Annotated in this window: 20 protein-coding genes; 8 read left to right on the top strand and 12 right to left on the bottom strand. The window is 68.0% G+C overall.

Going from position 1 to position 23,687, the window contains the following annotated elements; translation table 11 throughout:
- Positions 1 to 9 precede the first annotated feature (9 nt).
- The gene (locus tag F8566_RS16765) at positions 10 to 1,887 is read left to right on the top strand and encodes an ATP-binding protein (RefSeq protein ID WP_225993252.1); all 1,878 of its coding nucleotides are present in this window, start codon (positions 10 to 12) and stop codon (positions 1,885 to 1,887) included.
- Here F8566_RS16765 and F8566_RS16770 read toward each other — a convergent pair.
- The 3 genes from F8566_RS16770 to F8566_RS16780 all read right to left on the bottom strand — a co-directional run bounded on the left by F8566_RS16770 (position 1,884) and on the right by F8566_RS16780 (position 5,977).
- Positions 1,884 to 3,875, bottom strand: a complete 1,992-nt coding sequence (locus F8566_RS16770; protein ID WP_151561165.1) for a hypothetical protein — start codon at positions 3,873 to 3,875, stop codon at positions 1,884 to 1,886. The two genes, F8566_RS16765 and F8566_RS16770, sit on opposite strands and share 4 nt — an antisense overlap.
- Positions 3,872 to 4,834, bottom strand: coding sequence for a hypothetical protein (locus F8566_RS16775; protein WP_192809701.1), 963 nt, complete (start codon positions 4,832 to 4,834; stop codon positions 3,872 to 3,874). The genes F8566_RS16770 and F8566_RS16775 overlap by 4 nt, the downstream gene beginning before the upstream one ends.
- 162 nt (positions 4,835 to 4,996) lie before the next feature.
- Positions 4,997 to 5,977 (bottom strand): LacI family DNA-binding transcriptional regulator, encoded by a 981-nt coding sequence (locus F8566_RS16780; protein ID WP_151561167.1) that lies wholly within the window; start codon positions 5,975 to 5,977, stop codon positions 4,997 to 4,999.
- A gap of 274 nt (positions 5,978 to 6,251) precedes the next feature.
- On the opposite strand from F8566_RS16780, the gene F8566_RS16785 reads away from it, so the two are divergent.
- Entirely contained in the window at positions 6,252 to 7,619 is a 1,368-nt protein-coding gene (locus F8566_RS16785; RefSeq protein WP_151561168.1) for a glycoside hydrolase family 16 protein, read from the top strand.
- Between the two features lie 73 nt (positions 7,620 to 7,692).
- Here F8566_RS16785 and F8566_RS16790 read toward each other — a convergent pair whose 3' ends face one another.
- From F8566_RS16790 to F8566_RS16805, 4 genes are all read right to left on the bottom strand, one after another.
- Positions 7,693 to 9,300 (bottom strand): HEAT repeat domain-containing protein, encoded by a 1,608-nt coding sequence (locus F8566_RS16790; RefSeq protein ID WP_151561169.1) that lies wholly within the window; start codon positions 9,298 to 9,300, stop codon positions 7,693 to 7,695.
- Positions 9,301 to 9,383: 83 nt separating this feature from the next.
- Positions 9,384 to 10,595, bottom strand: a complete 1,212-nt coding sequence (locus tag F8566_RS16795) for a hypothetical protein (protein WP_151561170.1) — start codon at positions 10,593 to 10,595, stop codon at positions 9,384 to 9,386.
- Between the two features lie 827 nt (positions 10,596 to 11,422).
- Complete coding sequence (locus F8566_RS16800) at positions 11,423 to 11,638, bottom strand: DUF7660 family protein (RefSeq protein ID WP_151561171.1); 216 nt, start codon at positions 11,636 to 11,638, stop codon at positions 11,423 to 11,425.
- 63 nt (positions 11,639 to 11,701) lie between these two features.
- On the bottom strand, positions 11,702 to 12,022 hold the full coding sequence (locus F8566_RS16805; protein WP_151561172.1) for a DUF695 domain-containing protein: 321 nt from the start codon (positions 12,020 to 12,022) through the stop codon (positions 11,702 to 11,704).
- 222 nt (positions 12,023 to 12,244) lie between these two features.
- On the opposite strand from F8566_RS16805, the gene F8566_RS16810 reads away from it, so the two are divergent.
- Positions 12,245 to 12,724 carry a hypothetical protein gene (locus F8566_RS16810; RefSeq protein ID WP_151561173.1) on the top strand — a complete coding sequence of 160 codons (480 nt, stop codon included), beginning with the start codon at positions 12,245 to 12,247 and terminating at the stop codon, positions 12,722 to 12,724.
- Positions 12,725 to 13,049: 325 nt separating this feature from the next.
- Here the strand turns inward: F8566_RS16810 and F8566_RS16815 are convergent, their stop codons facing one another.
- Positions 13,050 to 14,279 carry a cytochrome P450 gene (locus F8566_RS16815; RefSeq protein ID WP_151561174.1) on the bottom strand — a complete coding sequence of 410 codons (1,230 nt, stop codon included), beginning with the start codon at positions 14,277 to 14,279 and terminating at the stop codon, positions 13,050 to 13,052.
- Positions 14,280 to 14,469: 190 nt separating this feature from the next.
- Positions 14,470 to 14,688, bottom strand: coding sequence for a hypothetical protein (locus tag F8566_RS16820; RefSeq protein ID WP_151561175.1), 219 nt, complete (start codon positions 14,686 to 14,688; stop codon positions 14,470 to 14,472).
- A gap of 147 nt (positions 14,689 to 14,835) precedes the next feature.
- Here F8566_RS16820 and F8566_RS16825 point away from each other — a divergent pair, with 147 nt between their 5' ends.
- The 5 genes from F8566_RS16825 to F8566_RS16845 all read left to right on the top strand — a co-directional run bounded on the left by F8566_RS16825 (position 14,836) and on the right by F8566_RS16845 (position 19,749).
- A complete protein-coding gene (locus F8566_RS16825) occupies positions 14,836 to 15,489 on the top strand; it encodes a DUF1326 domain-containing protein (RefSeq protein ID WP_151561176.1) in 654 nt (217 codons plus the stop codon).
- A 404-nt stretch (positions 15,490 to 15,893) separates the two neighbouring features.
- Entirely contained in the window at positions 15,894 to 16,445 is a 552-nt protein-coding gene (locus F8566_RS16830) for an alpha/beta fold hydrolase (RefSeq protein ID WP_151561177.1), read from the top strand.
- 936 nt (positions 16,446 to 17,381) lie between these two features.
- Positions 17,382 to 18,191 (top strand): alpha/beta fold hydrolase, encoded by an 810-nt coding sequence (locus F8566_RS16835; protein WP_151561178.1) that lies wholly within the window; start codon positions 17,382 to 17,384, stop codon positions 18,189 to 18,191.
- A 33-nt stretch (positions 18,192 to 18,224) separates the two neighbouring features.
- The gene (locus tag F8566_RS16840; RefSeq protein WP_225993253.1) at positions 18,225 to 19,109 is read left to right on the top strand and encodes a helix-turn-helix domain-containing protein; all 885 of its coding nucleotides are present in this window, start codon (positions 18,225 to 18,227) and stop codon (positions 19,107 to 19,109) included.
- Between the two features lie 340 nt (positions 19,110 to 19,449).
- The gene (locus F8566_RS16845) at positions 19,450 to 19,749 is read left to right on the top strand and encodes a DUF2637 domain-containing protein (RefSeq protein ID WP_192809719.1); all 300 of its coding nucleotides are present in this window, start codon (positions 19,450 to 19,452) and stop codon (positions 19,747 to 19,749) included.
- On the opposite strand, the gene F8566_RS16850 is transcribed toward F8566_RS16845, so the two are convergent.
- The 3 genes from F8566_RS16850 to F8566_RS16860 all read right to left on the bottom strand — a co-directional run bounded on the left by F8566_RS16850 (position 19,734) and on the right by F8566_RS16860 (position 23,475).
- Complete coding sequence (locus F8566_RS16850) at positions 19,734 to 22,079, bottom strand: hypothetical protein (RefSeq protein ID WP_151561180.1); 2,346 nt, start codon at positions 22,077 to 22,079, stop codon at positions 19,734 to 19,736. The two genes, F8566_RS16845 and F8566_RS16850, sit on opposite strands and share 16 nt — an antisense overlap.
- 332 nt (positions 22,080 to 22,411) lie before the next feature.
- Entirely contained in the window at positions 22,412 to 22,834 is a 423-nt protein-coding gene (locus tag F8566_RS16855; RefSeq protein WP_151561181.1) for a hypothetical protein, read from the bottom strand.
- Between the two features lie 95 nt (positions 22,835 to 22,929).
- Positions 22,930 to 23,475, bottom strand: a complete 546-nt coding sequence (locus tag F8566_RS16860; RefSeq protein WP_192809702.1) for a DNA translocase FtsK — start codon at positions 23,473 to 23,475, stop codon at positions 22,930 to 22,932.
- Positions 23,476 to 23,687 lie beyond the last annotated feature (212 nt).

Here is a 23,687-nt window from a genome sequence, read left to right on the forward strand (position 1 = left end):
AGTTCACCAGTGCCCGAGACCATGCCGATGGAGCGCGGGGCCCAGCGTGCGGGACGCCGGTGGAAGGCCACCGCCACCTATCCGGACCCGCCGGAGGAGGGCCCCACCGCGAAGCTCGAGAAGTTCATCGACGCGATGATCGCCACCGGTCAGACCGGGCAGATCTTCGGCGAGCACGGCATCGGCAAGACGTCCACGTTCGTGTCGTACATCCCGAAGCGGTTTCCCGGCACGACCCTGGTGGTCGTCCCCGCCGCCAACCTCACCCCGGACGACCTGCTGGTCAACGCCCCGGTACGCGACGAGCGCAGCGGTGAGCTGGTCCTCCGCCAGCTCGTCATGCGGCAACTCGTCCCGGGCAGGCCGTTCGTCCTGCTCATCGACGACTCGTTGCAGGCCGGCAGCACGGTGCAGTCGCAGCTCATGCAGATCGCCTGCGACTGGACGCTGGGCGAGTACGACCTGCGCGAGCTGGGCTGCGTCGGAGTGTTCCTCACCGACAACGAGTCACTCGCCGAGACCAGCGTGCGCCGGTCCGACCTGGCGATCCTGGACCGGATGGTCACGATGCGGCTGACGGCGAACGACACCGCCTGGCGGCCGGCCCTCGCTGAGCGCTACCCCGATTGGAATCTGCGTGAGGTGTTCCGGCAGTGGGCCTCACTCAACCCGCAGCTGCGTCACCTGCTCTCGCCGCGCACCCTGCAGCACGTGCTCGACTGCGCCCGCGCCGGGTTCCCGTTGGCCTGGGGGCTGCCACTGCTGAACGGCAGCAGGCTGGCGCTGGTCGAGGAGAGGAAGGACGGCAAGCCGGGCCGCGACCGTACAGCCGAAGTGCTCGACGGCATCGCCGAGGCGGTCGGGGTGAGAAACCCGGCCACCGTCGCCGACCCGGTCCGCCGCATCCTCCGGGCCGCGATGACACACCGCTGGGCGATCCTGCTCCAGGGGCCGCCCGGATGCGGCAAAACGGAGATCACCAAGCAGATCGCCCGGGAGGAGACCGGCCGCGAACCCGTCTACTTCTCGCTGCCGGTGACCAACGTCGAGGACCTGTGCGTCCCCGTGCCGACCCCGGACGGGTCGCTGGAGGCCATGCTCGCCCGGTCGCTGCTCACCCCTGAGCCCAAGGTGCTGATCTGGGACGAGTACAACCGGCCCAAGGACAAGGCGACCTTCGCCAAGCTGATGGAGATCACCCAGGAGTGGACGCTCGCCGGGCGCCCGATCCCCGGTCTGCAAGCGCAGGTGGCGTTGCAGAATCCGCCGTACCACCTCGGCCGCAAGATGCTGGTCTCCAGCAACAACGTGGCCCAGGCCAGCCGGTTCACGGTCAGCTACGAGGTGCACCCCGAGGACATCCCGGCCAACGAATGGCTGATCTCGACGTACGGTGAGACGGCCGAGACGGTCCTGGAGTGGTGGAAGAACGACATCGACGACGAGGGCCGGGACTGGATCACCAAGCGCACTCTGGAACGCCTGATCAAGCTGCACCACGCGGACATACCGTTGCAGTCGGGCCTGATCTACCTCGGCGACGGCGAGTTCGCCCCGGTGCCGCTGACCGGCCTGGAGGCCCGGCTGGCCGGCCGGGACTCCATCGGACTGGGCGAAATCGCCAGAAACTGCCGTAGCTGGGAGGTCCGGCTGTCGGCCGCAGCCGAGACGGCAACGGAGGGCACTGACGACACCGACCTGGTGCACCAGGTGTTCTCCAACGCCGAGGTCTCCCAGCTGGACAAGCATCTCGACGTGGTGGCCCGGCTCCTGCCGTACCTGCCGCCGAAGTTGAGGGCCACCTACCTGGTCGGGCAGACCCCGGAACGGCAACGCTTCTGGGTGGCCGCCCTCGCCCGGATGGCCGAACTTTCCGTACGCCGCTAAGAGCCGACAACCTCGTCTTCGCGCTCGCCCTCTGCCGCCTCCTCTTCGCGCTCGTCCTCCTCCCCGTCCTCTTCATCGGCGCAGTCGCACTCGCAGTCGCAGTCGGACTCGGCGTCGCAGACGCAGTCGTCCTCCTCGCAGTCACAATCGCAGTCGCAGTAGCAACCGCAGATGCGGTCCTCCCAGTCCTCGTCGATGTCGGCGAACTCGAACTGCCGGATCTTTGGGACGGACACCGTGGACTGCTCGTGATTCACCATCCAGGTGTTCCGGAAGAAGTCGAACTTCAGGTGATAGCAGTCGGCGGTCTCGGCGAACAGGATCGGCGGGACGAGGAAGTGCGCCACGTCGACGGTGGCCGCGGTGGTGATGAGGCTCTCGGCTGAGGGGAGGGGAGGACCGCCCTGGCAGGCGGCGAAGTTCACCGGCGTCAGCGAATCCTTGCTGAGAACGTGGATACGGTTGCCCTCGACGACGAACATGTCCGGGTCAAGAAGGACATCTTCGCCAAGCATCAGAATCGGCGCCGGCATGATGCCCGCTTTCGCGGAGTCCTGGGCGCGCGTGTAGTGCTCGATGACGTCGGCGTTGCGCGTGGTGTCGAAATTGGGGTTGATCACGGACCCACTGCAGATTGCGCAAGCACAGTCGGGCAGCTCGTCGGTGTCGGCCTCCTCTGGCTCGGGAAACAGCATGGATTTGTCGAACGGCACGACGGCCGATCCGCCGCGCTTGTCCCGGAGGAAATCGGGGATCCAGCCAGTGCCTTCGGCCTCGATCACCTCCGACTCGCACAGTGAGCGGAACGCGGTGTCGCCGAGCTTGCAGTTGAAGTAGTCGAGAAGTGTGATCGCTGCGCACTCGGCGAGCGAGAGGTCGTTGTCCTTGGCGAACCAGAAGTCGTAGCCGTTCGCAACGAAATGCACACCGCGAAACTGCTTGTGGACGAACGGCTCGCGGGCGGAGCCAGGGGTGAGGCCGCTCCAATGCGCGGCGTTGACCCGGTTGTAGTAGTCGTCGGCGTGGCGGGTGAGCTCGGGAGCGAAAACGCTCTCGCCCGTCCAGTAGCAGGCCTTGCTGAACATCGCGCCGATCCCGGGATCGTGCGCGACGTCGGTGTCGGTGAAGACCAGCTCGCTGCGCAGGAAGACCTTGCGGCCATCGTTGTAGGGCGCGCCCTCGTGCTCGTACCGCTGATCGAAGATCACACAGGTGAACGGCTCGATCTCCTCAAGCGCACCGCCGTCGGTGAGGTCGAGCACGGGCGCGGCCGAGCCTCCAGTCAGGTAAAGCAGAAGCGTGTAGCGGGAGACATGATGGCGCGAAGAGTCGTAGTAGGGCGTGTCGCGGTGGCGGTGGAAGTTGGCGTCACCGGGCTCGAAACGGTTGCAGCGGAACACTGGGTTCACGTGCGAAAAGCCGTCGAGCACCGGCTGCGACATCGTCTTGGTCACCGCGCTGGTGAGCGCCTCGGCCAGCATCGCCGAATGGAAGATGAAGCGGTCGCCGCCCCGGGAGGCGGCGTTGAGCGGCGGAACGTAGAGATCCAGCGAGTCGAGCTCCTCCAAGCGGGCTCGGGCGGCCGCCGGGAGCCGAAGCGAGAACGTGTACGCGTCCTTGGCGAACTCCTCGCAGTCGGTGAGCTCAAGCTCCAGCGGAACGTCCGAGAAGAGCTGATCGAGCGGGAGGATGTTCTCGAACGTACGGAACGACAGCTCACGCGGATCGGCGAAGACGGCGGCGAGGTACGGCGCGGTCTCGATCGGCCTGGCGAACAGGTCGCGCACGTCTTCATCGATGCGTCCGGCATCGACGAAGCGCACCACCTTGAACCGCGCCGTCGGGTGCCAGGAAACCGCGAGCCCGTCGACCTCCGTGGTGGGTTCGCCGTCGGTCGCGTCGACCTCCGCGCGATACCGGTCGACCTCCTCGGCGGGGGCGTGGCCGGTCGACAAGGCGAAGAAACGATCGCGGAGTTCGGTGCTCATACACTTCTCCAGTAACTGCGCAGCGCGGGTGGGAGCTGGGGGGCACGCGCGAGCGTCCTCGCGCCGTCGTCTCCGACGTCCTCGCGGTACAGCAGCAGCCGCTTGAGCGACCCGATGAACGGTGCCGCCAGGAGAGCCTGCACCCCCTCCGCGCCGATCGCGTTGTAACGAAGGTCGAGCTCGGCCAGTCCCTCGAAACGGTGCAGCGAGGACACACCCGCCGCGGTGATCGCGTTGCTCTGCAGGCGCAGGCGGCGAATGCCGCCGAAGAACGGGGCTTCTGCGAGAGCCGCCAGCCCCGAATTGCCAATGTGGCTGTACCTCAGATCAAGCGCCTCAATTCGCTGCTGCGCGTCGCCGCTCGACCCGCCCGGAGCGCCCGACCCGGCCAGAGTCGCCAGGCTCTCGGCATCGCTGCGGAGGTACATCGACACGGCGAGGGCCTTGGCGCCGAGCGCGCCGATGCGCAGGTACGAGAGGTCGAGCTCGGTGAGCCGGGCGAGGTTGAGCGTCGCGAGGGCGCCGGCCTCGACGTTCGAGGCCGGGAGCGGTTCGCCATCGTCATCGAAGAAGCTCTCGTCCCAGTAGTCCTCCTGGGCGGGCGCCGTGACGCGCAGCGCAGTCACGAAAGGGCCCCGCAGGGCTTGTTCGATCAAGACGGGGGCACCCTCGGACCACTCGATTGCGACCTTCGTGGCGAACCCGTACCGCCGTTCCACCACGGTCGCCCCCGTCGGCAGCGCCGCGTCCCAGCCTTCCTGATGCTCCTTCACGAGTGCGGCGAACTCCCGTTCCAGAGCCTCGCGCTCCACCGCGCCAACACGCGCGCGGCGCTGTTCGAGGCGGATCAGCGCACCCCGCGCGTCTCCCCGCTCGCTGAGCCAGTCGCCATATGCACGCCACGAGGCCAGGTCACCGGGACGATCCCGCAGCCTCTGTTCAAGAGCCGCAATTTCCATCCAAGGCATCTTATGATCAAGGACCGACAGCAGCCGGGCCATCGCCCGAACCGCAGCCGGCGCCGCGATCCCGGCCTCTGGCACTCGGCCAGCGAGCGCGACGCCTCGGCCGCCACGGTTGCCCAGACCTACTGGTGGACGTTCAGGCCGGCGGTGGACGTTTCACGAGGAATCTCGGACGATCAGCTCGGCGGGCAGGACGGTCGGCTCGGCGAAGCGGTCTGGGCCCAGGAGGCGTTGAACGATCGCCTCGGCGACCGCGGCCACCGGTGTGCGCACCGAGGTCAAAGCCGGGTCGGTGTAGCGGGCCTCCTCGATGTCGTCGAAGCCGACGACCGCGACGTCGTCGGGTACGCGGCGTCCCATGCGGCGCAGGGTGTGCAGGGCGCCGATCGCCATCAGGTCGGTCGCGGCGAACACCGCGTCCAGATCCGGGCCGTCCAGCAGCAACTGGCGCATCGCGGCGGCACCCGACTCCCGGGTGAAGTCGCCCATGGCGACCAATGAACGGCGATCGGCGGCCGACAGCACGTCGCGGTAACCGGCCAGGCGATCCCGGCCGGCGGGCATGTCGGGTGGTCCTGCGATGGCGGCGATGCGCCAACGGCCCCGTTCGAGCAGATGACGTGCGGCGGCGCGAGCACCGCCGACGTTGTCACAGTCGCAGTACGGGAGGCTGACTGTGGCGACCGGACGCCCGTACGAGACCACGGGCACATGCGAGCGGGCCAGCGCGGCGGGCAGCGGGTCCGCGCCGTGCGTCGACAACAGGATCACTCCATCGACATGGCCACCCGCGACGTAGCGCTCGATCCGGGCATAGGCGGCTGATGACGACGCCAGCATGAGGACGACCTGCTTGCCGACGCGTTCCAGCTCCCGGCCCACCGCCCGTACGAGCACCGAGAAGAGCGGATCTTCGGCGGCGGGCGGCTCGGAGACCACGAGTCCGATCGAGTCGGTACGCCGGGTCACCAGGCTGCGCGCCGCCGAGTTGGGCACGTACCCGAGCTCGTCCACGGCGCGCAGCACCGCGTCGCGGATCTGGGCGTGCACCGTCTCCGAGCCGTTGACCACTCGTGACGCGGTCGCCCTGGAGACTCCGGCGCGCGCGGCCACCGCCTCCAGCGTGGGTCGTCTCATGACGGGCGCTTCCTTTGAGAGAGCGCTCTCTCCGAGACGGCCATTGTCCAGGTCGACAGCAAGAGAACGATTCTCCTGTCCGGATGTGGCCGACGCTCGATTCATCGACCGTCACTGGGCCTCGGGTTTTCGCGCTGGCCACGGTTCGCTCCGCGTCGACTGGTCTAGACAAGAGAGCGCTCTCTCACCACCTTGACACAGGGTCATCGGCGCATGACATTGACGCGCAGGCGCCTCTCGCACCACCCCTGCTCCCCTGCGGAAGGGCCCCGTCATGCCCCGTCCACCCCGTTCATGGCGGAGAGCCGCACTCGCGGTACTCGTCTCCCTCTCAATCCCGGCCGGCGGCCTGGCCGCCGCCCATGCCTCCGTTCCCCCGCCGCCTGCGGGCTGGAGCCTGGTGTGGAGCGACGACTTCGACGGCCCCGCCGGATCCCTGCCCTCCTCGTCCAACTGGCAGTTCGACACCGGTCACGGTTATCCCGGCGGCCCCGGCAACTGGGGCACCGGAGAAATCCAGCGCTACACCGCCGACCCGGCCAACCTGAGCCTCGACGGCGGCGGCAACCTGAGGATCACCCCGATCAGATCCGGATCCGGGGAATGGACCTCGGCGCGGATCGAGACCCGGCGCGCCGACTTCAAGCCGGCCGACGGACGGATCCTGCGGATCGAGGGCCGGATCCAGATGCCGAACGTCACGGGCGCGCAGGCACTCGGCTATTGGCCCGCGTTCTGGGCGCTCGGCTCCCCCTACCGCGGCAACTACTGGAACTGGCCGTCGATCGGCGAGTTCGACATCATGGAGAACGTCAACGGCATCAACTCCGTCTGGGGCGTGCTGCACTGCGGTGTCAACCCGGGCGGGCCGTGCAACGAGACTTCTGGCCTGGGCGCCAGCCGCGCCTGCCCAGGCTCCTCCTGCCAGTCGGCGATGCACACGTACCGCTTCGAATGGGACCGCAGTGTCAGTCCCAACCAGCTCCGGTGGTACGTCGACGGCCAGCAGTTCCATAGCGTCAGCCAGTCGCAGTTCGACGCCACCACGTGGAACAACATGACCGGCCACGCCGGCTACTTCCTGCTCCTCAACGTGGCCATGGGCGGCGCGTTCCCCGACGGCGTCGCGGGCCATGCGACCCCGACGGCCGCCACCGTCTCGGGTCGTCCGATGCTCGTCGACTACGTCGCGGTGTGGCAGAGCGGCAGCACCACGAATCCACCGGGCGATCGCGACGCGTACAGCACAATCCAGGCGGAGTCGTTCGACGGCCAGAGTGGACTCAACGTCGAGACCACCTCTGACAGCGGCGGCGGCCAGAACATCGGCTGGGCCGCCAACGGCGACTGGGCGCTCTACCGGGGCGTGGACTTCGGCTCGTCCGCCGCCCGGCAGTTCGTGGCGAGGGTCGCCAGCGGCGCGGGCGGCGGCGTCAGCGGGCTGGTCGAGGTACGCCTCGACTCGCGGTCGAACGCACCGGTCGGGAGCTTCGCGGTCGGCGACACTGGCGGCTGGCAAAACTGGCGCACCATACCGGCCAACATCTCCGGCGTGACCGGCGTACACGACGTCTACCTGACGTTCAGCAGCGGCCAGCCCGCCGACTTCGTGAACGTCAACTGGTTCAACTTCGGCCGCTGACGTCGCTGAACGGCCTGCACAGAAGCGTCACCAGGGTGGGCCTGCCCTGAGCAGGATCGGGGCAGGCCCGGCCCTAGCTCGCATGGCCCACGCGACCGTGGCTCGCATGACCCACGTGTGTCAGCGCCTTGGCCGTGAAGGTGCGAACGTAGTAGTCGGTGTCGTCCTGGCCGCGTTCAAGATGTGGGCGCAGTGTGTCTCGTTCGGCCGGCGTCAGCTCTCGCTTCTCGGCCACGAGCAGGAAGTTCAACGCCGCGCCCTGGCGTACGTGTGGGTGGGCGTCGTTCAGAAACCTCAGCCGGCCGGTGAAGTCCATGTCGCCGAACCGCTCGGCGAGATGGAGGGCGGTGGAACGCACCCGGCCCTCCGGATCTTCGAGCAGTGCCGGCAGCAGCGGCCGTACCTCCGGGATGTGCCAAAGAGCATTGTGGTAACTGCTTGCGTTCTCCACGTCCACGGTGAGCATGTGCGCCAATCGCTCGGCCGAACGCCGCGCCAGCTCGCGCACCGCGGGGTCGTCCGGAGGAGGTGGGACCGGCTGCCCGGGAACGCGTTCGGCCCGCCAGCGCTCCAGCCGGCCGGGCAAGTCACCGTCAAACCGCTGGAAGAACGTGCCCAGTCCGCCGACCGCACCCAAGCGCACCCGCTTGTCCGGAGCATCCAGGAGGCCGAGCAGGAGCTCAGCCTCAGCGACACCTCCAGCGGCGCCCAGCTCCCGGATGGCCGCGGCACGCATCTCGGCCCGCCGCATCCCAGCCCCACTGACGAACCGCCGCAGCAGATCAACAACCACCGAACGCGCCTCGTCCCGTCGCGGCCCGGCTCCCAATGCGAACTCCCGCAGCAGGTCAACGGCCTCGACGGTGCCGGCCCCGGCCAGCGCCGCGGCCGCGGCGGGTCCGCACTCAGGGTCGGCCAGCCAGGCGGCCGCCGGCGTCACCGCCTCGGGCACACGGTGCGCGGCCAGCGCGCGGAACAGCACGCTGCGTGCGTGGGGCTCGGTCTCGGCCTCAAGGGCGGCCAGCAGTGCCCGTACCACTCGCGGCTCGGGATCCCACAACCGGCGCCAGGCCGCCTCGCGCGCCTCGGGCGTGGCGCCGACGCCCATCCCCGGGATGCCGCCCTTCGGGCTCGCCAGCATGTCCAGGGCCCGCTGGCGCACCTCGCCCGTCGCGGTACGCACCAGATCGGCGAAGATGGCATCAGCCTCGGGCAGCAGCCGCAGCAGGGACCTTGCCCCTCCCCAGAGCCGCGGGTCAGAGTCGGCGAGCAGCGGCACCAACGACTCAGCCGGCACCGGCACCTCGTACCGCAGCAGCCAGTCGAGCACCACAGCCCGGTTGCGCAGTTCGGCGTCACCGACCCGCTGGACGAAGCTCGCGGCCACCGCTGGGCTGGTCGCACCGAGCCGGTCCAGCGCGTTGACCGCACGCCGCCGAACCTCGGCGTCGGGATCGGAGCACAACGGCACCAGCAGTTCGACCGGCACCGCCTCGCCCTGCCTGCCGAGTCCCAGGGCAGCCGCCGCACGCACCTCCGGCTCCGGATCCGCTGTCAGCCGGGCCAACTCGCTGACCTGTCCGGGAACCTTGCTCAGGCCCTTGGCGGCGGCCTCCCGGCGCGCAGGATCGGGCGAGCCGGCTTCACGCAGGAAGAAGGCGACCTGGTGATCGGCGATCATGAGCACTCCCCCCGTGATCGGTCCCTGTCCAGGAGACGATCCAGGCGAGCGCCCGGTTGACGTCTCATACGCTGATCTTTCTGTCAGGAGGTGAACGCCAGGTCGGTGATGCCGATCGAACCCTTCGGGGTGACCCCGAAGTCAAGCGACACAGCGCGTACGTCACGCAGATCCACACCCTCGAAGGCCGACAAGGGCACTCTGACCTGGTTGAGAAGGAACGGCGTTTCCTCGTCGGCGACGACCCGTGGCGGGTAGTCGAGCGCGGCCGAATGCCGCAGCGTCGCAACGGACGCGCTGCGGCCCGAGGCGTCAGTCAGCTTGATGTGCAGGTTCTGGTTGCGACGTGGATTGCGCGGGTCGGTGAAGTCCAGTGCGCCACGGAACACGACCGCCTGAAAGCGCCGGACGTCCCCGTTCCCGGCGGGTATCGCATTGGTGTACGAGCCTTTCCCCGACCATGAGACTTTCAGAATGCTCAATCCGGGGCCCCCTGCGTCCGGGGACCCCTGGTGCGGCTCGTTCGCCCGGACGCCGGTCCGGTGCAAACAGGGCAACTGCCGCGGCCCGCCGCACAACTTGACCGAGATCCCGGTCTGGGTGACTTGGCCGCCAAGGGCGTTACGCCGCAGGTGAGAAGCGTTCAACAGCCGGTTGACATCTCGCCGCTGCGGCGCCAGAGAGCTCACGAGCACCTTGGCGGGCGCAACCGATCGCGGCGTCTGCCCGCGCCACATCGGCGCCAGTACCTTCTCGCCACCGAGATAACGCCGAAAGAACCCGGCAACATACGCAATGCCGACATCACGCTGCTGCGCCGCCGTGAGCCGCGTCCGCCGGCTCGGATGGCACGCCGACTGCCGCCCTCCGCGCCAGTCGTCAGACGCCCCAGCCCACCCGCTGCCGGGCGTCCAGACACTATTGAAGTAGTTGTGGTTGGCACCCATCACCGTGACCGTGTGCTTAGCACCCCGATCTCCGCCCACCCGATACCGAGCATCGTCGTAGTACTCGACACCTGACCCATTCGCGCCGCAACGCGCCAACACAACCGCCAACGCCGTCCCAGTGGCAACCGGCCGGAAGAAGTTGCTGGGATCCAGTGGCAGAACAGCCCGCACCCCGTAACGCCCGGCATTGATCTGATAGTGCCGGACCACGCCTTCACCACCACGCGAATGGCCCATCGTGCCCACCCGTTGAAAGTCGATCGCCCCCAAGAACCTCGCGCCGAACGGCTTGCCACCCTTGGTGGCCCACGTCTTCCACAAATCAAGGTGCTTCTGAACGAGCAACCCCCGCGCAGTCATGCCCTCCGGCGAAGGCCCTCCGTGATCAGGGGCGTTAATCCCGTTAGCGCTGATGGACACCACCACGTAACCGTGACTGGCCAGCCGCCGCCCGATGTAGTCATAGCCCCGATGGCTAGGGACGGACCGGCTTCCCCGCGGACAAGGCCACCTAGTCCCAGCCGTGCGCCCCTTAGCGCAAGTGACGTGGAGCCCATGCAGAAAGACCACCATAGGAAACCGCTTGCCCCGCACCTTGCCCGGACGATGAACGACACCCGCCAGCTCGCCCCGCCGGAGACCGTCCGGCCCCTTGAACGTGAACGCCCGATCACCCAGATTGTAGGTCTCGCTCACCACCTTGTGACGCCCCCAAGCCAACGGATCCGCCGCAGCCTCCGGGACAGAAACCCCGAAACCAGACATCGAGAAGACCACAAGCAAAACAAGACGCACGACAACCCCCGGACATGACCCGCAACGCGCCCGACGCTACATCCCCGCAATCACACAACGGAAGAGCCGCACCACCGAAAAACTTCACCCTGCCATTAGCAGCGCTAATCGGGCGATGAGCTTCCTGAGCTCCGCAGCATGCCCGCAATCAGGCCGTGGCAGTAAACCGGTGATTAATGGCAACATTCCGTGGCGGCAGCCGGTGGGTAGTTGGGAGACTCCATTCGAAGCGGCCAGCATCCACACAAGGATGCCGCGCGCCATAGCTCAGACGACGACCACGCATGAGCCGCCAGCCCACGCGCATCCACACGGTCGGCCGCGACGGGACCGGCTACAAGTGCATCCAGAGCTTCTCCGGCGTGGGCTGGATTGGCTTACTCATAGATCAAGGCGGCGGACAGTGCACGGGCAACGAGCGACCACGACGGCTCAGCCTCGTCTCTGACGTCGTCCAACCAAGCCGCCAGAGCCTCCAAGAAGCGTTCTATCGTCGGGTTCTCGATCTCCTCACCCTTCGCCACGCTTTCGCAGAGACGCGTGACGTGCGTGATCAGCTCGTCACGACTGCTCACGGCAAGCGTCTCGTTCACAGTCGGGAGTGAATCCACGATTACACCTGCCCTGGCGAATCAATCGCCACCTGAGACTTCTTCTCACCGAAGAGGTATCACGTCGACGCGGCAATCCTCATCGTCGATCGAACCGAAGCGGAGTTCTGCCTGAGTCGGCGGGAAGTCGGCGGCCCGGAGCACGGGCTCAATTACGCGGAACAGTTCCTCGGCGTCAGCTCCGTAGAAAAAGATCGTCGCGCCGCCCGCGCCGAATTCGTGGCCGTCGCTCTCACCCACGTTCGCGTCCCGGAGCACCACCTCAAGCCGATCTTCGAGCGCGTAGATCGCCTCTCGCTCCTCCTCAAGCCCGAAGCCGTCGCCGCTGAGGGCGAAGTTCACGAACACTGCATGCTCGGAGGCCATAGGGGCCAGCTCCTCTGAGTCGTCGCGGGGCCCTAGAAACAATAGAGGTATCCGAGGTGGCTGCAGACCGTGCGATGGGTGGAGCTGGGCCGCCGCGCTCGCGAGGGTGGTTGAGCCCGTGCAGGACCCCTGGCGGACGGGCCGCCCCACCTTGTCGCGCTGATCAAAGCCAAAGCCCGCTTACGGCGGCCAACTGGTCGAGGGTCTGGAAGGGATGGCGGCATGACCGGCCCGCACATTGACCAAGAGCCCGCCGAGCACCGGCGTTTTGCCCGCTACCTCCAAGCCCTGGAGGCGGTCGCCGAGGCGGACGAGGCCGAGCTGGTAGCCGCCGTGCTGCGCGACCAGGACGCCACGATGGCTGACAGCGCGGTGGGCCGTCATCTGGACAGCCGGGCCGCCCACCTACTGACCAGCCAGGCATTCACCGCCTGGGCACAGACCATGGCCGAGATAATCGCCGAGCGCGACTTTCTCACGCGCCGGTTGCGCGAGTGGAGCCTGCTCAGATCGATCGTCCTGGGCGAGCCATGGGCCACCGAGGATCTCACCACGGCCACCGACTGGTTCCAGCGCACGGCCGCGACCACACAGATCGTGACCGCACCTGACGCCCTCCGGCTGCTTGCCGAACACGGACGAACCCGCCGTGTTCGCAACGCAGCGAGCCGTCGGCTGCGTCAACTCGAGCAGCCAAGCTGACTCGATCCACAGGTCTTGACGATTCTTCCGCATCGGGGCAACCAGACCGCATCATGCGAGACCGGTTTCGCACGAAGGTCTGGCTTCCTGCTCGTGAAGCCGCAAGCCCCGCCTAGGACCACGCGTCCACGTCCACGCGTCGTCACCACCGAGGAGTGCTGCACAGCCTCCCCCCACCGCCGCCGGGCTCGTCGGATGGGCCGGATCTGCCCCACCGCGCGGTGAGCTGGACAAGGTCGATGCAGCAGAACTGCCTCGTCGGTGACCAATGCCTCAAGCGCAGGCTCGTCGTGAGTGCCTCAACGTACTTCTCGCCGAGACGTGGTCATTGTCGCCCTTGCAGCCGCATCGGCAGATGGCGGATGCCGGTGTGCTTGTTGGACCTGATGTGTTCTGCCGGGCCGAGGACAACGGCGGCGTCCACCCGGTCCAGCAAAGCTTCGAACAGCACGCGCATCTCCATGCGGGCGAGCGCGGCGCCGAGGCAGAAATGTATGCCGCGCCCGAAAGCGACATGGGGGTTGGGCGTGCGATGGATGTCGAAGGTATCGGGGTCGGTGAACACCTCTGGGTCACGATTGGCCGAAGCCCACCACAGTGTCACCTTCTCGCCGCGCCGGATCTGCTGCCCGCCGAGCAGGCAGTCGGTGGTCGCGGTCCGCCGGTTGTAGGGCGTCGGTGAGGACCAGCGCAGCATCTCCTCGATGGCAGAGCCGAGGGGGCCGCGATCGGATTGCAGTTCGCGCCAGGTCTGTGGTTGCTCGGCAAGGGCGAGCATGCCGCCGGCGATCGCATTGCGCGTGGTCTCGCTGCCTGCCGCGATGAGAAGGTTGAACAACATCTGCTGCTCAAGGTCAGACAGCGGCTCACCGTCGAGTGTTCCCGTGGCCGCGATGGACATGAGGTCCTCGCCGGGAGACTCACGCTTGTGCCTGAGCAACTGGCCGCCGTAAGAGAACATCTCCACCGCGGCTTGTTCACTCAGCGCGCTGGACTGCCCCAGGTCGCGGTCGGAGTAGTCGAGGGTGGCGTTCGCCCAGCCCAAAAGCCGGTGGCGGTCTTCCTGCGGAACGCCGAGCAGTTGGGCCACCGCCTGCAATGGCAACTCCGCTGCGACGTCCACGAGGAAGTCGCACTCGGAGCGCGCGACGGCCCGCTCGACGATCGCCGCAGCCCGGTTCCGCAGGTCGGACTCGATGCGGGCCAGTGTCTGGCGTGCCACGCTGGGTTGGAGCATTTTGCGGAAGCTGGTGTGCCGTGGCTGGTCCAGCATGTTCAGCAGGATGCCGGGTGCCGCACCGTCGGGGAGATCCTCGATGAGGGTGCCGCCGCCACTGCGAACAGTTGTGCCCTGGGAGGAGAAGGTGGCCGCGTCGGTGCCCGCCGCGACGACGTCGTGATAGCGGCTCACCACCCAAAAGCCCTCACCATCAGGGGTGTTTTCGGTCGGCGGATGCCACCAGACCGGGGCCTGCCGGCGTAGCCGCTCGAACACCTCGTAGGGAAATCCGCCGGCGAATCGGTCCAGGTCGGTCAGGTCGATGTCGTGGGTCATACCGGTTCCTTGTGGACGGAGGGTGAATCCGTTGGAACGCCGCAGGAGGGATGCGGTGCCGGCAGTGCGGCCGGGTCGACGGCGGCGATGTCGGGCAGACGGCGGAACAGCTCCTGAAAGCCCACGCTGATCTCCATCCGCAGTGAGGCCCGGCCTGCTGAACCTGTGCGAGCACGGCACGGCGATCGTTTCACACGGTGTGAAGCCATCGCTCGGCAGCGCCGAGCCGGTCGGCGCTGAACGGGTCGGCGCTGAACGGGTCGAGCGTCTCGCCCGGCGCGCCGGAGCCGCGCTGGTTGGCATCGCTGCTGGTGGAGCAGCGCTCACTGCTGACGGGGCCCCAAAACAGCTGTAACAGCGAATAGATAGTGATCCACAGGGGCTTATGGCCTAACGGCTCTTCCTCCACCGGCCTGAAACCTGCACGTAGCGGTGTGCTCGCAAGGCAGGTTTACCCGCGCGGCCTGGCTGATGACCAGGCGTTTTGTGAGACTTGTGTTGCGATCATTGACATTGGGCGCCAGGAGGAATCAGGCGGGCGGCCTGAGGGGGAACCATGACCGAGACTGCGGCGACACCAGCCTGGCACGTCGCCGGCGACTGGTTCGACACGTGTAGATGCAACATTCCGTGCCCGTGCACGTTCGCGCAGGACCCTACGTACGGCGACTGCGACGGAGTGCTGGCGTGGCACATCCGCGAGGGGCGCTACGGGGATGTATCCCTGGACGACCTCAACGTACTGATGCTCGGTTCCTTTGCCGGGAACGTATGGAAGGGCACTCACTCGGAGGCATACGCCGCCGTCTTCCTGGACGACCGCGCCGACGAGGCCCAGCGCGAAGCTCTTCAAATGATCTTTGGCGGGCAGGCCGGCGGATGGCCTGGCAATTTCGTGCAGATGTTCGATCCCGAGATGAGAGGGCTCGAGTTCGCTCCCGTCAGGATCTCGATCGACGACGACCTGGCCACCTGGAGTGCGGAAGTTCCCGGCCAGGTGGAGGCGCGGGCCGAGGCCCTCACCGGCCCCACAACCCCTGAGGGTGCCCGGGTGCAGAGCACCAACCTCCCCGGCTCGGAGACCGGGCCGGGCCAGGTCGCGACGTGGGGCAGGGCGCTGTCCTACCGAGCCGACGCCTTTGGGTTCAACTTCGAGCGGGAGAATCGCTCCAGCAAGCACATCACGTTCGACTGGAGCGGCCCCGAGTAAGGCCGCGGCCGTCGGCCCAGCCACCTGCCGTGGACGGCGCTCGTCGCTGATGAGCGCCTCGGCGAAGGCTGCTCAAAGCCACTCGTTGGACGTATGCGCCCAAGATCCCATTGTGCACTGGACGCGCGGTGTCGTTGCCCTGGTTGGCATCAGACGGACGGTGTGGTCGAGTTCGGCGGGCAGAGTCGGCGTCTGACACAGCAGCATCCGGCCGCCCTTCGAATCGAGCGCGGCGGCCATCACCAAGGGGCCGATGTCGGGCGGGCCAGGGGGCGATCCCATACAGCTTCGAAAAGAGCTCCTCCGGCATGCCGTCCACCGATCGGCCCATGCACGCGAGAGAGGCAGCCACCACCGCGAGCCGGTTTCTGCGGATATCACCGTTTTGCGGGTACGGAAGCGCCGTGGACATCAATCATCCGGAGGCGCCGGACCGGTACGAGGTGACCTACCGAAATCTTCCCTGTGGCCGGATGAGGGCGCGGACGGTGGGTCGGCCGGTGCGCGGTGTGCCGGAAGTCGTCCTCGTTCAGGGGATGGCGGTATCGGACTACCTCATGCCTGCGCTGGCGCGCCTCGGTGACTGGACGCGCGCGCACCTGGTCGACCTGCCCGGGCTGGCAGGGAGCGGCGACCCCCCGCATGAACTGAACGTCCCGCAGTACGGCGAGGCGGTGGCTGCGTGGCTGGACGCCGCCGCCCTCGGTCGTGTGTTCGTGGCCGGACACAGCAGCGGAGCCCAGGTCGCGGCACACGCCACCGCGCTGCGTCCACGGGACGGCACGTTCACCGGCGTCGACGTCCGCGCGTACCCCCGGGACCTTGCGTGTTTTGTACGGATGCACCGGGACCTCGCGCGGGTGCGGCCCGTCCACCCGATGCCGGGACCGCTGGACCCCGAGACCGCCTTCGCCTTCCTCGATCGCCACCCGAACGTTCGGCTGGCTCCCCAATGATCGCCTGCCGGGACCGTGCACACTTCACGAAGCCGTCTGAACGATGACAGCCGCGATCCGCCGGCGCCCAATCCAACCACTCCTGCGCTTGTGGCGAGGCCTGCCGTATCCGAGTGCTGAATAAGCAACAAAGGATTGCTGTTGCACCTTGAGCACCGTACCTAATTGCACGTTAATTGCACGACAGCGTGCTGCTGGCCTGCGCGGCTTCCCGTCCGAGCGACGTAAGCCGACCACGCTTCCACTCCAACCCCCGATGACCGCTGTGCGCAGGCTGAGCTTCCCAAAGCCAGAGGCCCCCGCCGGTGGCGTTGTCATGTGATGCGCGGCCGATCCTGTCGGGCTTTCTCTGGCCCCTCAACTGAGCCTGGCCGCAGATTAGGTCCTTGCTCTCCGGCAAGGCCGCCCTCGTGCAGACCAGGGAGACTGGGCGCTCTACAGTGCTGGATTCCCCGAGATCGGCCGCGCGCTTGGAAGGTATTGAATGCCTCGGACATTCGGCGGGGCGGCCCTCGTAACTGCTGTTCGCCGGCGGGACTGGCTGACGCCTAGCGATGCGCGGTCCGGCGCGGCCGTCCGGCCCACGCCGCACGCTCCGGACGGCCAGCGCGGAGCCGCGCAGCGACCTGAGCGCCGCCGCCCGGGCCGCGCAGCGACATGAGCGCCGCAGCCCCTTGATCCAGCCGCATACCGGATGTGGCGCTGTCTGAGGAGGGCCCGGCGCAAATCATCGCTGCCATCGCCAAGGAGTACGCCCAGTCCCATGGAGGTTCCGCATGGCGCCCCACAGGTGATCTGGTGCAAGGCCAGCCGATCGAGCGCCACGGGCAACGACCGCGTAGAGATCGCGCCAGTTCACCACGTCGCCTGTGCGTGGTGACTCCGCGGGAACATTTGTCCAAGACTGATAGTCGACCGCCCGTGCATAGTCTCCGCATGAGTAAGCACGACATTGAGCACTCGCATGGGATGCACGTGATCCATGACGGCCCGCGGCAGGCGCCGCCGTTGTTGCTCATCCACGGATCGGGCGCCTCGGGCAGCTTCTGGAGCCCGGTGGTCCCGGCCCTGGCCGGCCACCATCACGTCATCCGGGTCGACCTCCCGGGCTGCGGCCAGTCCCTGCCCGCGCCGTCGTACGACGTGCCTGCGCAGGCGGGTCAGGTCGCGGCACTGCTGGACGACCTCGACCTTCGTCACGTCGCCGCGGTCGGGCACTCCAGCGGCGGCTACGTCGCCACCGCGCTTGCCGAACAACGCCCCGACCTCGTGGGTTCGCTTGCGCTGATCAGTAGCGGCCCGAGTCTGGATGCGCTCCTTCCGCAGCCGTTCATCCTCCGGGTCCTGTTGGCCCCGCCATTGGGCCCGCTCCTGTGGTCGAGGCGTTCGGATGCGATGATCCGCAGGGGGATCAGCACGACGACCGCTCGCCCGGTGGACCTCCCGGACGACATGGTCGCCGACATACGGGGCATCACCTACCGCGTGATGAGGACGGTGCTGCGCCGGAACACCGCGTACATCGCCGAGCAGATCGTGCCCGAGCGTCTTGCCGCCCTCGAGATCCCCGTGCTGGTCATCTTCGGCGCTGCCGACCCCCGCTGGAAGCCGTCGTCGGCGCACCAGTACGACGCGGTGCCGAACGCACGGGTCGAGCTGCTGTCCGGCGTCGGGCATCTACCCATGTTGGAAGCGCCCGAGACGACCAGCAAACTGCTGCTGGGCTTCACGGCGACAGGCCGCTGACAACCCATGATCTCTGAGGCCTAGACTCGTCATGTGTTGTCGGCCGGGACGCCCCCTGACTGGGCGTGGGTGGACGTCGCAGTCCCACGCCTGCCGGTTCGCCTGCCGGGGGTCAGCATGGCCGGGTTCCGCCATCGTGCCCCGGCCTTTGTGGACATTGCGATGGTCGCGCACCCGTCCATCACCCTGCTCGTGGATCTGAGCGAGGGAGAAGGCGTCGTCTACGAAACCCATGGCCGGCACGAGCGCGGCAGTGTCGTCGCCGGGCTCCTCCCCCGCGATCTTCGGGTAACCGGCTGGGGAGCCGGCGAGTGCCTCCAGATCCGGCTGGAGCCGGTCGCGGCGGCTGCGCTGTTCGGCGCATCGCCCGAGCTCAGCGGAACGGTGGTAGCTCTTGAGGATGTCTGGGGCCGCGACGCCGGGCGAGCCGAGGACAGGCTGCGCGCCGCCGCGTCGTGGGACGAACGGTTCTCGATCGCAGTGGACATCCTCGGCCGAAGGCTGGGCGCCCACCCACCGGTCGATCCGCAGGTCGCCTACATCTGGCGGCGGACACTCACCAGCCGGGGGCGGGTGCGGGTCGACGGCCTGGCGGGCGAGGTCGGCTGGAGCCGCAAGCGCCTGTGGTCCCGCTTCCGATCCCAGCTCGGCATCACACCCAAACGCGCCGCCCGACTGGTGCGCTTCGACCACGCCGCCCACCTTCTCGCGGCGGGTCACGCCGCCGTCCGCGTTGCCACCGAGAGCGGCTACGCCGACCAGTCCCATCTCCACCGCGAGGTCACGACGTTGGCCGGGCTCACGCCCACGGCCTTGGCCGCCGCGCCGTGGCTCGCGATCGACGACGTTGCGTGGCCGGCTTCATCGCCAACCCAGCGCCCTGCAAAGGGTGGCGAACGCATCCCCGGCCTTCGTTGAACAGCTTGCCCACGACATGCACCGCCCCCGCCGGTCTACTGGCCGTGGAGTCCACAGCCGGAGCCCACGCCCCGGGGTGCCGGGACGCTAGGGCACACATCGGCACACACGCGGCCTAACTATCTGACGGCCAATCACGACGTTGGCTCCTCTCCCTGCCGTCCCGGGCCCGGCGCTGAGCTCATGTTGACGAGCGCGGCGCCGCGACCCTCGTTCTCCGGCAGATGAGAGAGGACCACCGAAAGTCATGTCTTCTTCCCTCACCCCGGCTTAGCACAGAACCCGGTCGGCGGGCGACGTACAACGAGATCCACCCCGCATCGTCACCGCAACGCTCGCGCTGATCACGGTGTTCACCTTCGCCTTCAGCTCCACCAACCTCTGGGCACTCGGGAACCATCTCGGCGTCGCGCCCTGGGCGGCGCCGCTGGTGGCCCCGGCCGTGGACCTGTCGATCGCCGGGCTCCTGCTGGCGGTGCACCATCTCAGCGTCCACGACGCCACCGCGGCCCTCGTGCGTAGGTTGCGTACCTGCCGGTCGTCCAGGCCGAGCGCGTCCGCGGTCTCGACCCGCCTTTCACGCAGGTCGAGCGTAGGGCCCGTGCTCGACCTGCGTGTATGCGGTCAGCCGATGGTGTAGGCGCGCAAGATCGTCTGCTTGACGGTGTTGCCGTTGGCGTCCTTGGCAATGGCCTGGAGCGAGACGTGGCCCTCGGAGGGGTTGGGGACGCGGGCGATCCAGGTGCCGCCCACCTCGCGGAGCGGCACGGCCCGCCAGTGGCTGCCGTCGTCGAACGACGCTCGTACGGTCAGCTTGGTCACGGGAGCACTGCCCGCCTGGTGCTCGACGCGGACCGGAATCGAGAAGCCGCCCGCGGGCGCCTGGTTGAGGCGGTCGAGGGTCGGTGTGTAGCGGACGGCCATGAGCGGAAGCGGTGTCGCGTCCTTCGTGTGTGCGGAGCGGAATGTCCACGACACGCGGACCACCGTGGTGGCCTGCCACTCGGGCCGTCCGGCGGTCGCCTCGACGTCCAGCCGGTATGAGCCCTCTTCAACGGGAGCCGTGATGGACGCCTGAGGCTGCTCGGCTTCCCCCACGAGGTGCCCGTCCCGGTAGAGCCGGATGAAGCCGGAGTCGGTGAGGCCGTACTCGCCGGGGCCTGTGCCGCTGAAGAGGGGGACGGCCATGTCGAGCGTGTCGCCCTGCCGGTAGGCCCACGCCGGGCGGATCTTGCCCTTGATCAGTTCCGGTGGGGTGGCGAAGGAGGGGCCCAGTGCTCCCTTGAAGACCGTCTCGGTGACGTGCTCGCCGGGCCGGAAGCTACGCGCGGCGATATGCCCGAGGGGCGTGGCTTCCCCGGTGAACACGCGCCGGAAGCGCACTCCGGGTGAGGCGGTGAAGTACTCCGTACGCGTGGCGGGGAGCGGGATCTCATTCCCGACAAGGCTGAACTCGCCCCCGTCCCACACGGCCGCGGAACCCGCCGTAACGCCGGCCGGGCCACCGGGACCCCGGTAGTGCACCCTGGCCACGCCCAGATCGCGGTCGGCGACCCGGTAGGCGGGTCGGTCGGGCACCCGCCCGGCGCTCGGGTAGAAGAGGCTGTACTGGTACGGGCTGTAGCGGATGCCTCTGGTCGTCACCCGTACCCTGCCCGCCTCGGCGAGGGCGCGCAGCCGGGCTCCTTCGGGCTGGTAGGTGTACAGCACCGGGATCTTGGGGGCCTCAGCGAAGAACGGCGGCTTGTCGGTGGTTCCGACCACCAGTACGGCGGCACCTCCCTCGGACGCGACAGCGGAGATGCGACCGGCGAGTTCCTCGTCGCCCTCCGTGCGGTCGAGGATGACCAGCGTGCCCTTCGTCCCGCTGTCGTTGACGGCGTCGAGCGTGTGCGTGCCGAGGTATTCGGGTGACGGGTAGGCGTAGGTGACGTCAACCGGGAAGGGCTGGTCGCCCGCCTTGTGGAGCTGGATGCGTGGTTCGAGCCGGGTGGCGCGCAGGGCGAACAGAAAACCCGGTGAGGGGGCTGTTGTGGCGGCATAGGCGGGCACTCGATTCGGCAGGATCATCACCGAGCGATTGCGGACGAAGCCTGCGCCGGGAGGGGCCTTGGTGGACATTTCCATGACCACGGCGCCGTCCTGGGCGGTGGCCCGTTCGACGGCGACTTCGACGCGGCGGCCTTGGCGGGCGTCCAGCGTGAGCGTGACGTCCCCGTCGACCCGTATCTCGGGATTCATGATCTGGGTGTAGGAGGGGTCGGGTCTCCCAGGCACCGCCGTCTGAATGGTGGAGACAAGGGCATACCGGCCTGGGGGAACGCCCAGCTCGTCCCCCGGGCCGATCCACCACAGCCCGAACGACGGATCGTCCAGGCTCCAGAGCGATCCGAAGGCGTGGGCAGGCCGGCCGTCCCGGTCGAGGAAGACGGCCTTCAGCGTGTGCTCCGCCGGCGGCGGCGCGTCCGCGGAACGCGACCTGCCGGTGAATTTGACCGAGGCACTGGCAGGAAGCTCGTGCCAGAAACGCGCCGCGCGCGTCTTCGGCACCGCCCGCCGGTCGTCCGCGCCGGGTCCCTCGACCGTCACCGGGAGCGTGGCGGTGCGGGCGTCGCCGTATCCGGCCTCTAGCAGCCGTCCCACCTCGAACAGCCGCTCATCGACCCGGCCCTGGGCGACCGGCGACACGGCGTCCAGCGGCAGCACCCGCAGGTGCAGTCCCTCGCCGATCTGCTGGAACCCGACGTCCTCACGGCCTGGAGAGGCTTGGACCGACACGGTCCCGTCGCCGCCCACCCGCACCCGGTCACCGGTGACCAGCGTGATCGTCCCGGTGACCGGGTGGGTGGCCTGGCCGGCGGCCTGTGTGGCCGCCGACGAGAGCTTCCACTCGCCGGGGATCGCCACGGCGGTGTACGCCGCCAGCGGCACCACCGCCGCCATGGCGAGGAACTTCCAGTTGGTTCGCACGTATGTCTCCTCAGGCACAACCTGAACTTGGGGAAGTCGTACGAAACGCATATGTCCGATCACGGGCCCGGGTTCCCTGCTCGTGCTCGACCACGTGGCGGCTCGTAGCCGTCTGTGGCCGTAGTCCCGGGCTTTTTAGCCTGAGATTGAGGTCGGGTCAGTGTTCGCCCGCCGTCGTCAGGGAGGCCTTTGGTGTTCCACCAAGCCCCCAGGCCGGTGGACGCCGCACTGGGGAGGGCAGCGTTAGAACCGAGTGGCGGTGCTGGTCATGGCCGCCTCGCGCACCTGCTCAGCTGAGATGCCGCGGGCACCACGCAGGTCCGCAGCAGTCGTCAGGTCCGGGGCCAGCCAGCTTCGCGTGGGTCAGGTGATGAGGGCCCTGGTGCTGACGCGCTCATGTCGCGGGGCTGGTCATACGGCAGGTTCCAGGTGATGACCACGATGTCGCCGGGCTCACGGTGCTGTTCGGTCAGCGCGGCATGGGCCAGGGCGGCGAGCTTGTCCAGACGTGCATTCACCAGGTCGCCATGGCATCGCCGTACTGTGTCGATGGCCTCGTACGCCTTGGTGCGGCTGATGCCGAGCTGACGTGCCAGCTCGGCTGGAGTGAGCCGACCGTCCTCGGTGGCCTCGGCCATGGCTGCGCCGCGTTCGTGGGCCAGTACGCCCTTGGCCGCCTCGATCAGTCCGGGGATGCGGCGGGCCCGCTCACCGGAGGCAGGTCGTCCAGTGGGGCGAGTGAGGCGGTCGCCCAACGCGGCGAATGAGGCGGTCGCCCAGCGGGGCGAATGAGGTGATCAGCTCTGCCAGCAAGCCGGGCCGGTCCTCCCATGTGGGCTGACCGGTCGGCTCAGGCATCGTCGTGACCGCCCTCAACGACCGCGCGGAGCCGCTCCAACTCCGCATTCCGACGGTCCTTGGGCACCAGCACCTGCCGCTGCCCGGACCTGGTCGCCGGCACAGGACCGATCACGCCGTGCTCCTCCAGCAGCGTCAGAAGCCGGCCCGCCGTGGCAAACCCGACCTGGACGTGCCGTTGGATCCAGTTCTGGTCGACCCGCTGCTCATTGATGACCTGGCGGGCAGCCTCCAAAAGGAGCTGTCCATCTCCGCCGGCTTCGGCTTCCCGCGCCCGCTCCGCCCTGGACTCCATGCAGACCTCCATGTGGCGGGCCAAAGGCTTCAGTTGCCGTCGAAGCTCAGCGATCAGATCCTCCGAACGCTGCATCTCGGTGGCATGTTCGGCCCGCATCTCTGCGAGCTTGCGCTCAGCACGTTCTTCGACAGCGGCGATGCGCGCGGCGGCGATCTCGGTTGCTTTCGCCTCGATGTAGGCGTCGAGGTTCGCGGTGACGTCTGCGAGCCGAGCCGCCACATCCAGGTCGGGATCAGTCATCGGCCAGTTCCTCCTTTGTCCAAGGCAGGTGGAGACCATCGCCGGTGCGGCCGAGCACAGCATGCCAGTGCAGGTGATAGACGGTTTGTTCGGAGGCGTGGTGTTCCGTTGGGGCGTCCCCTTACACAACACCATTCTCAGCACCAACGGCTGTCCACAGGCTCCCCTCGGCCGGTGCGGTCTGCCCCTCTATTCACTTGACAGCGTGTTCG

Origin of the sequence: Actinomadura rudentiformis (assembly GCF_008923185.1) — a bacterium.
Taxonomy (GTDB): Bacteria; Actinomycetota; Actinomycetes; order Streptosporangiales; family Streptosporangiaceae; genus Spirillospora; species Spirillospora rudentiformis.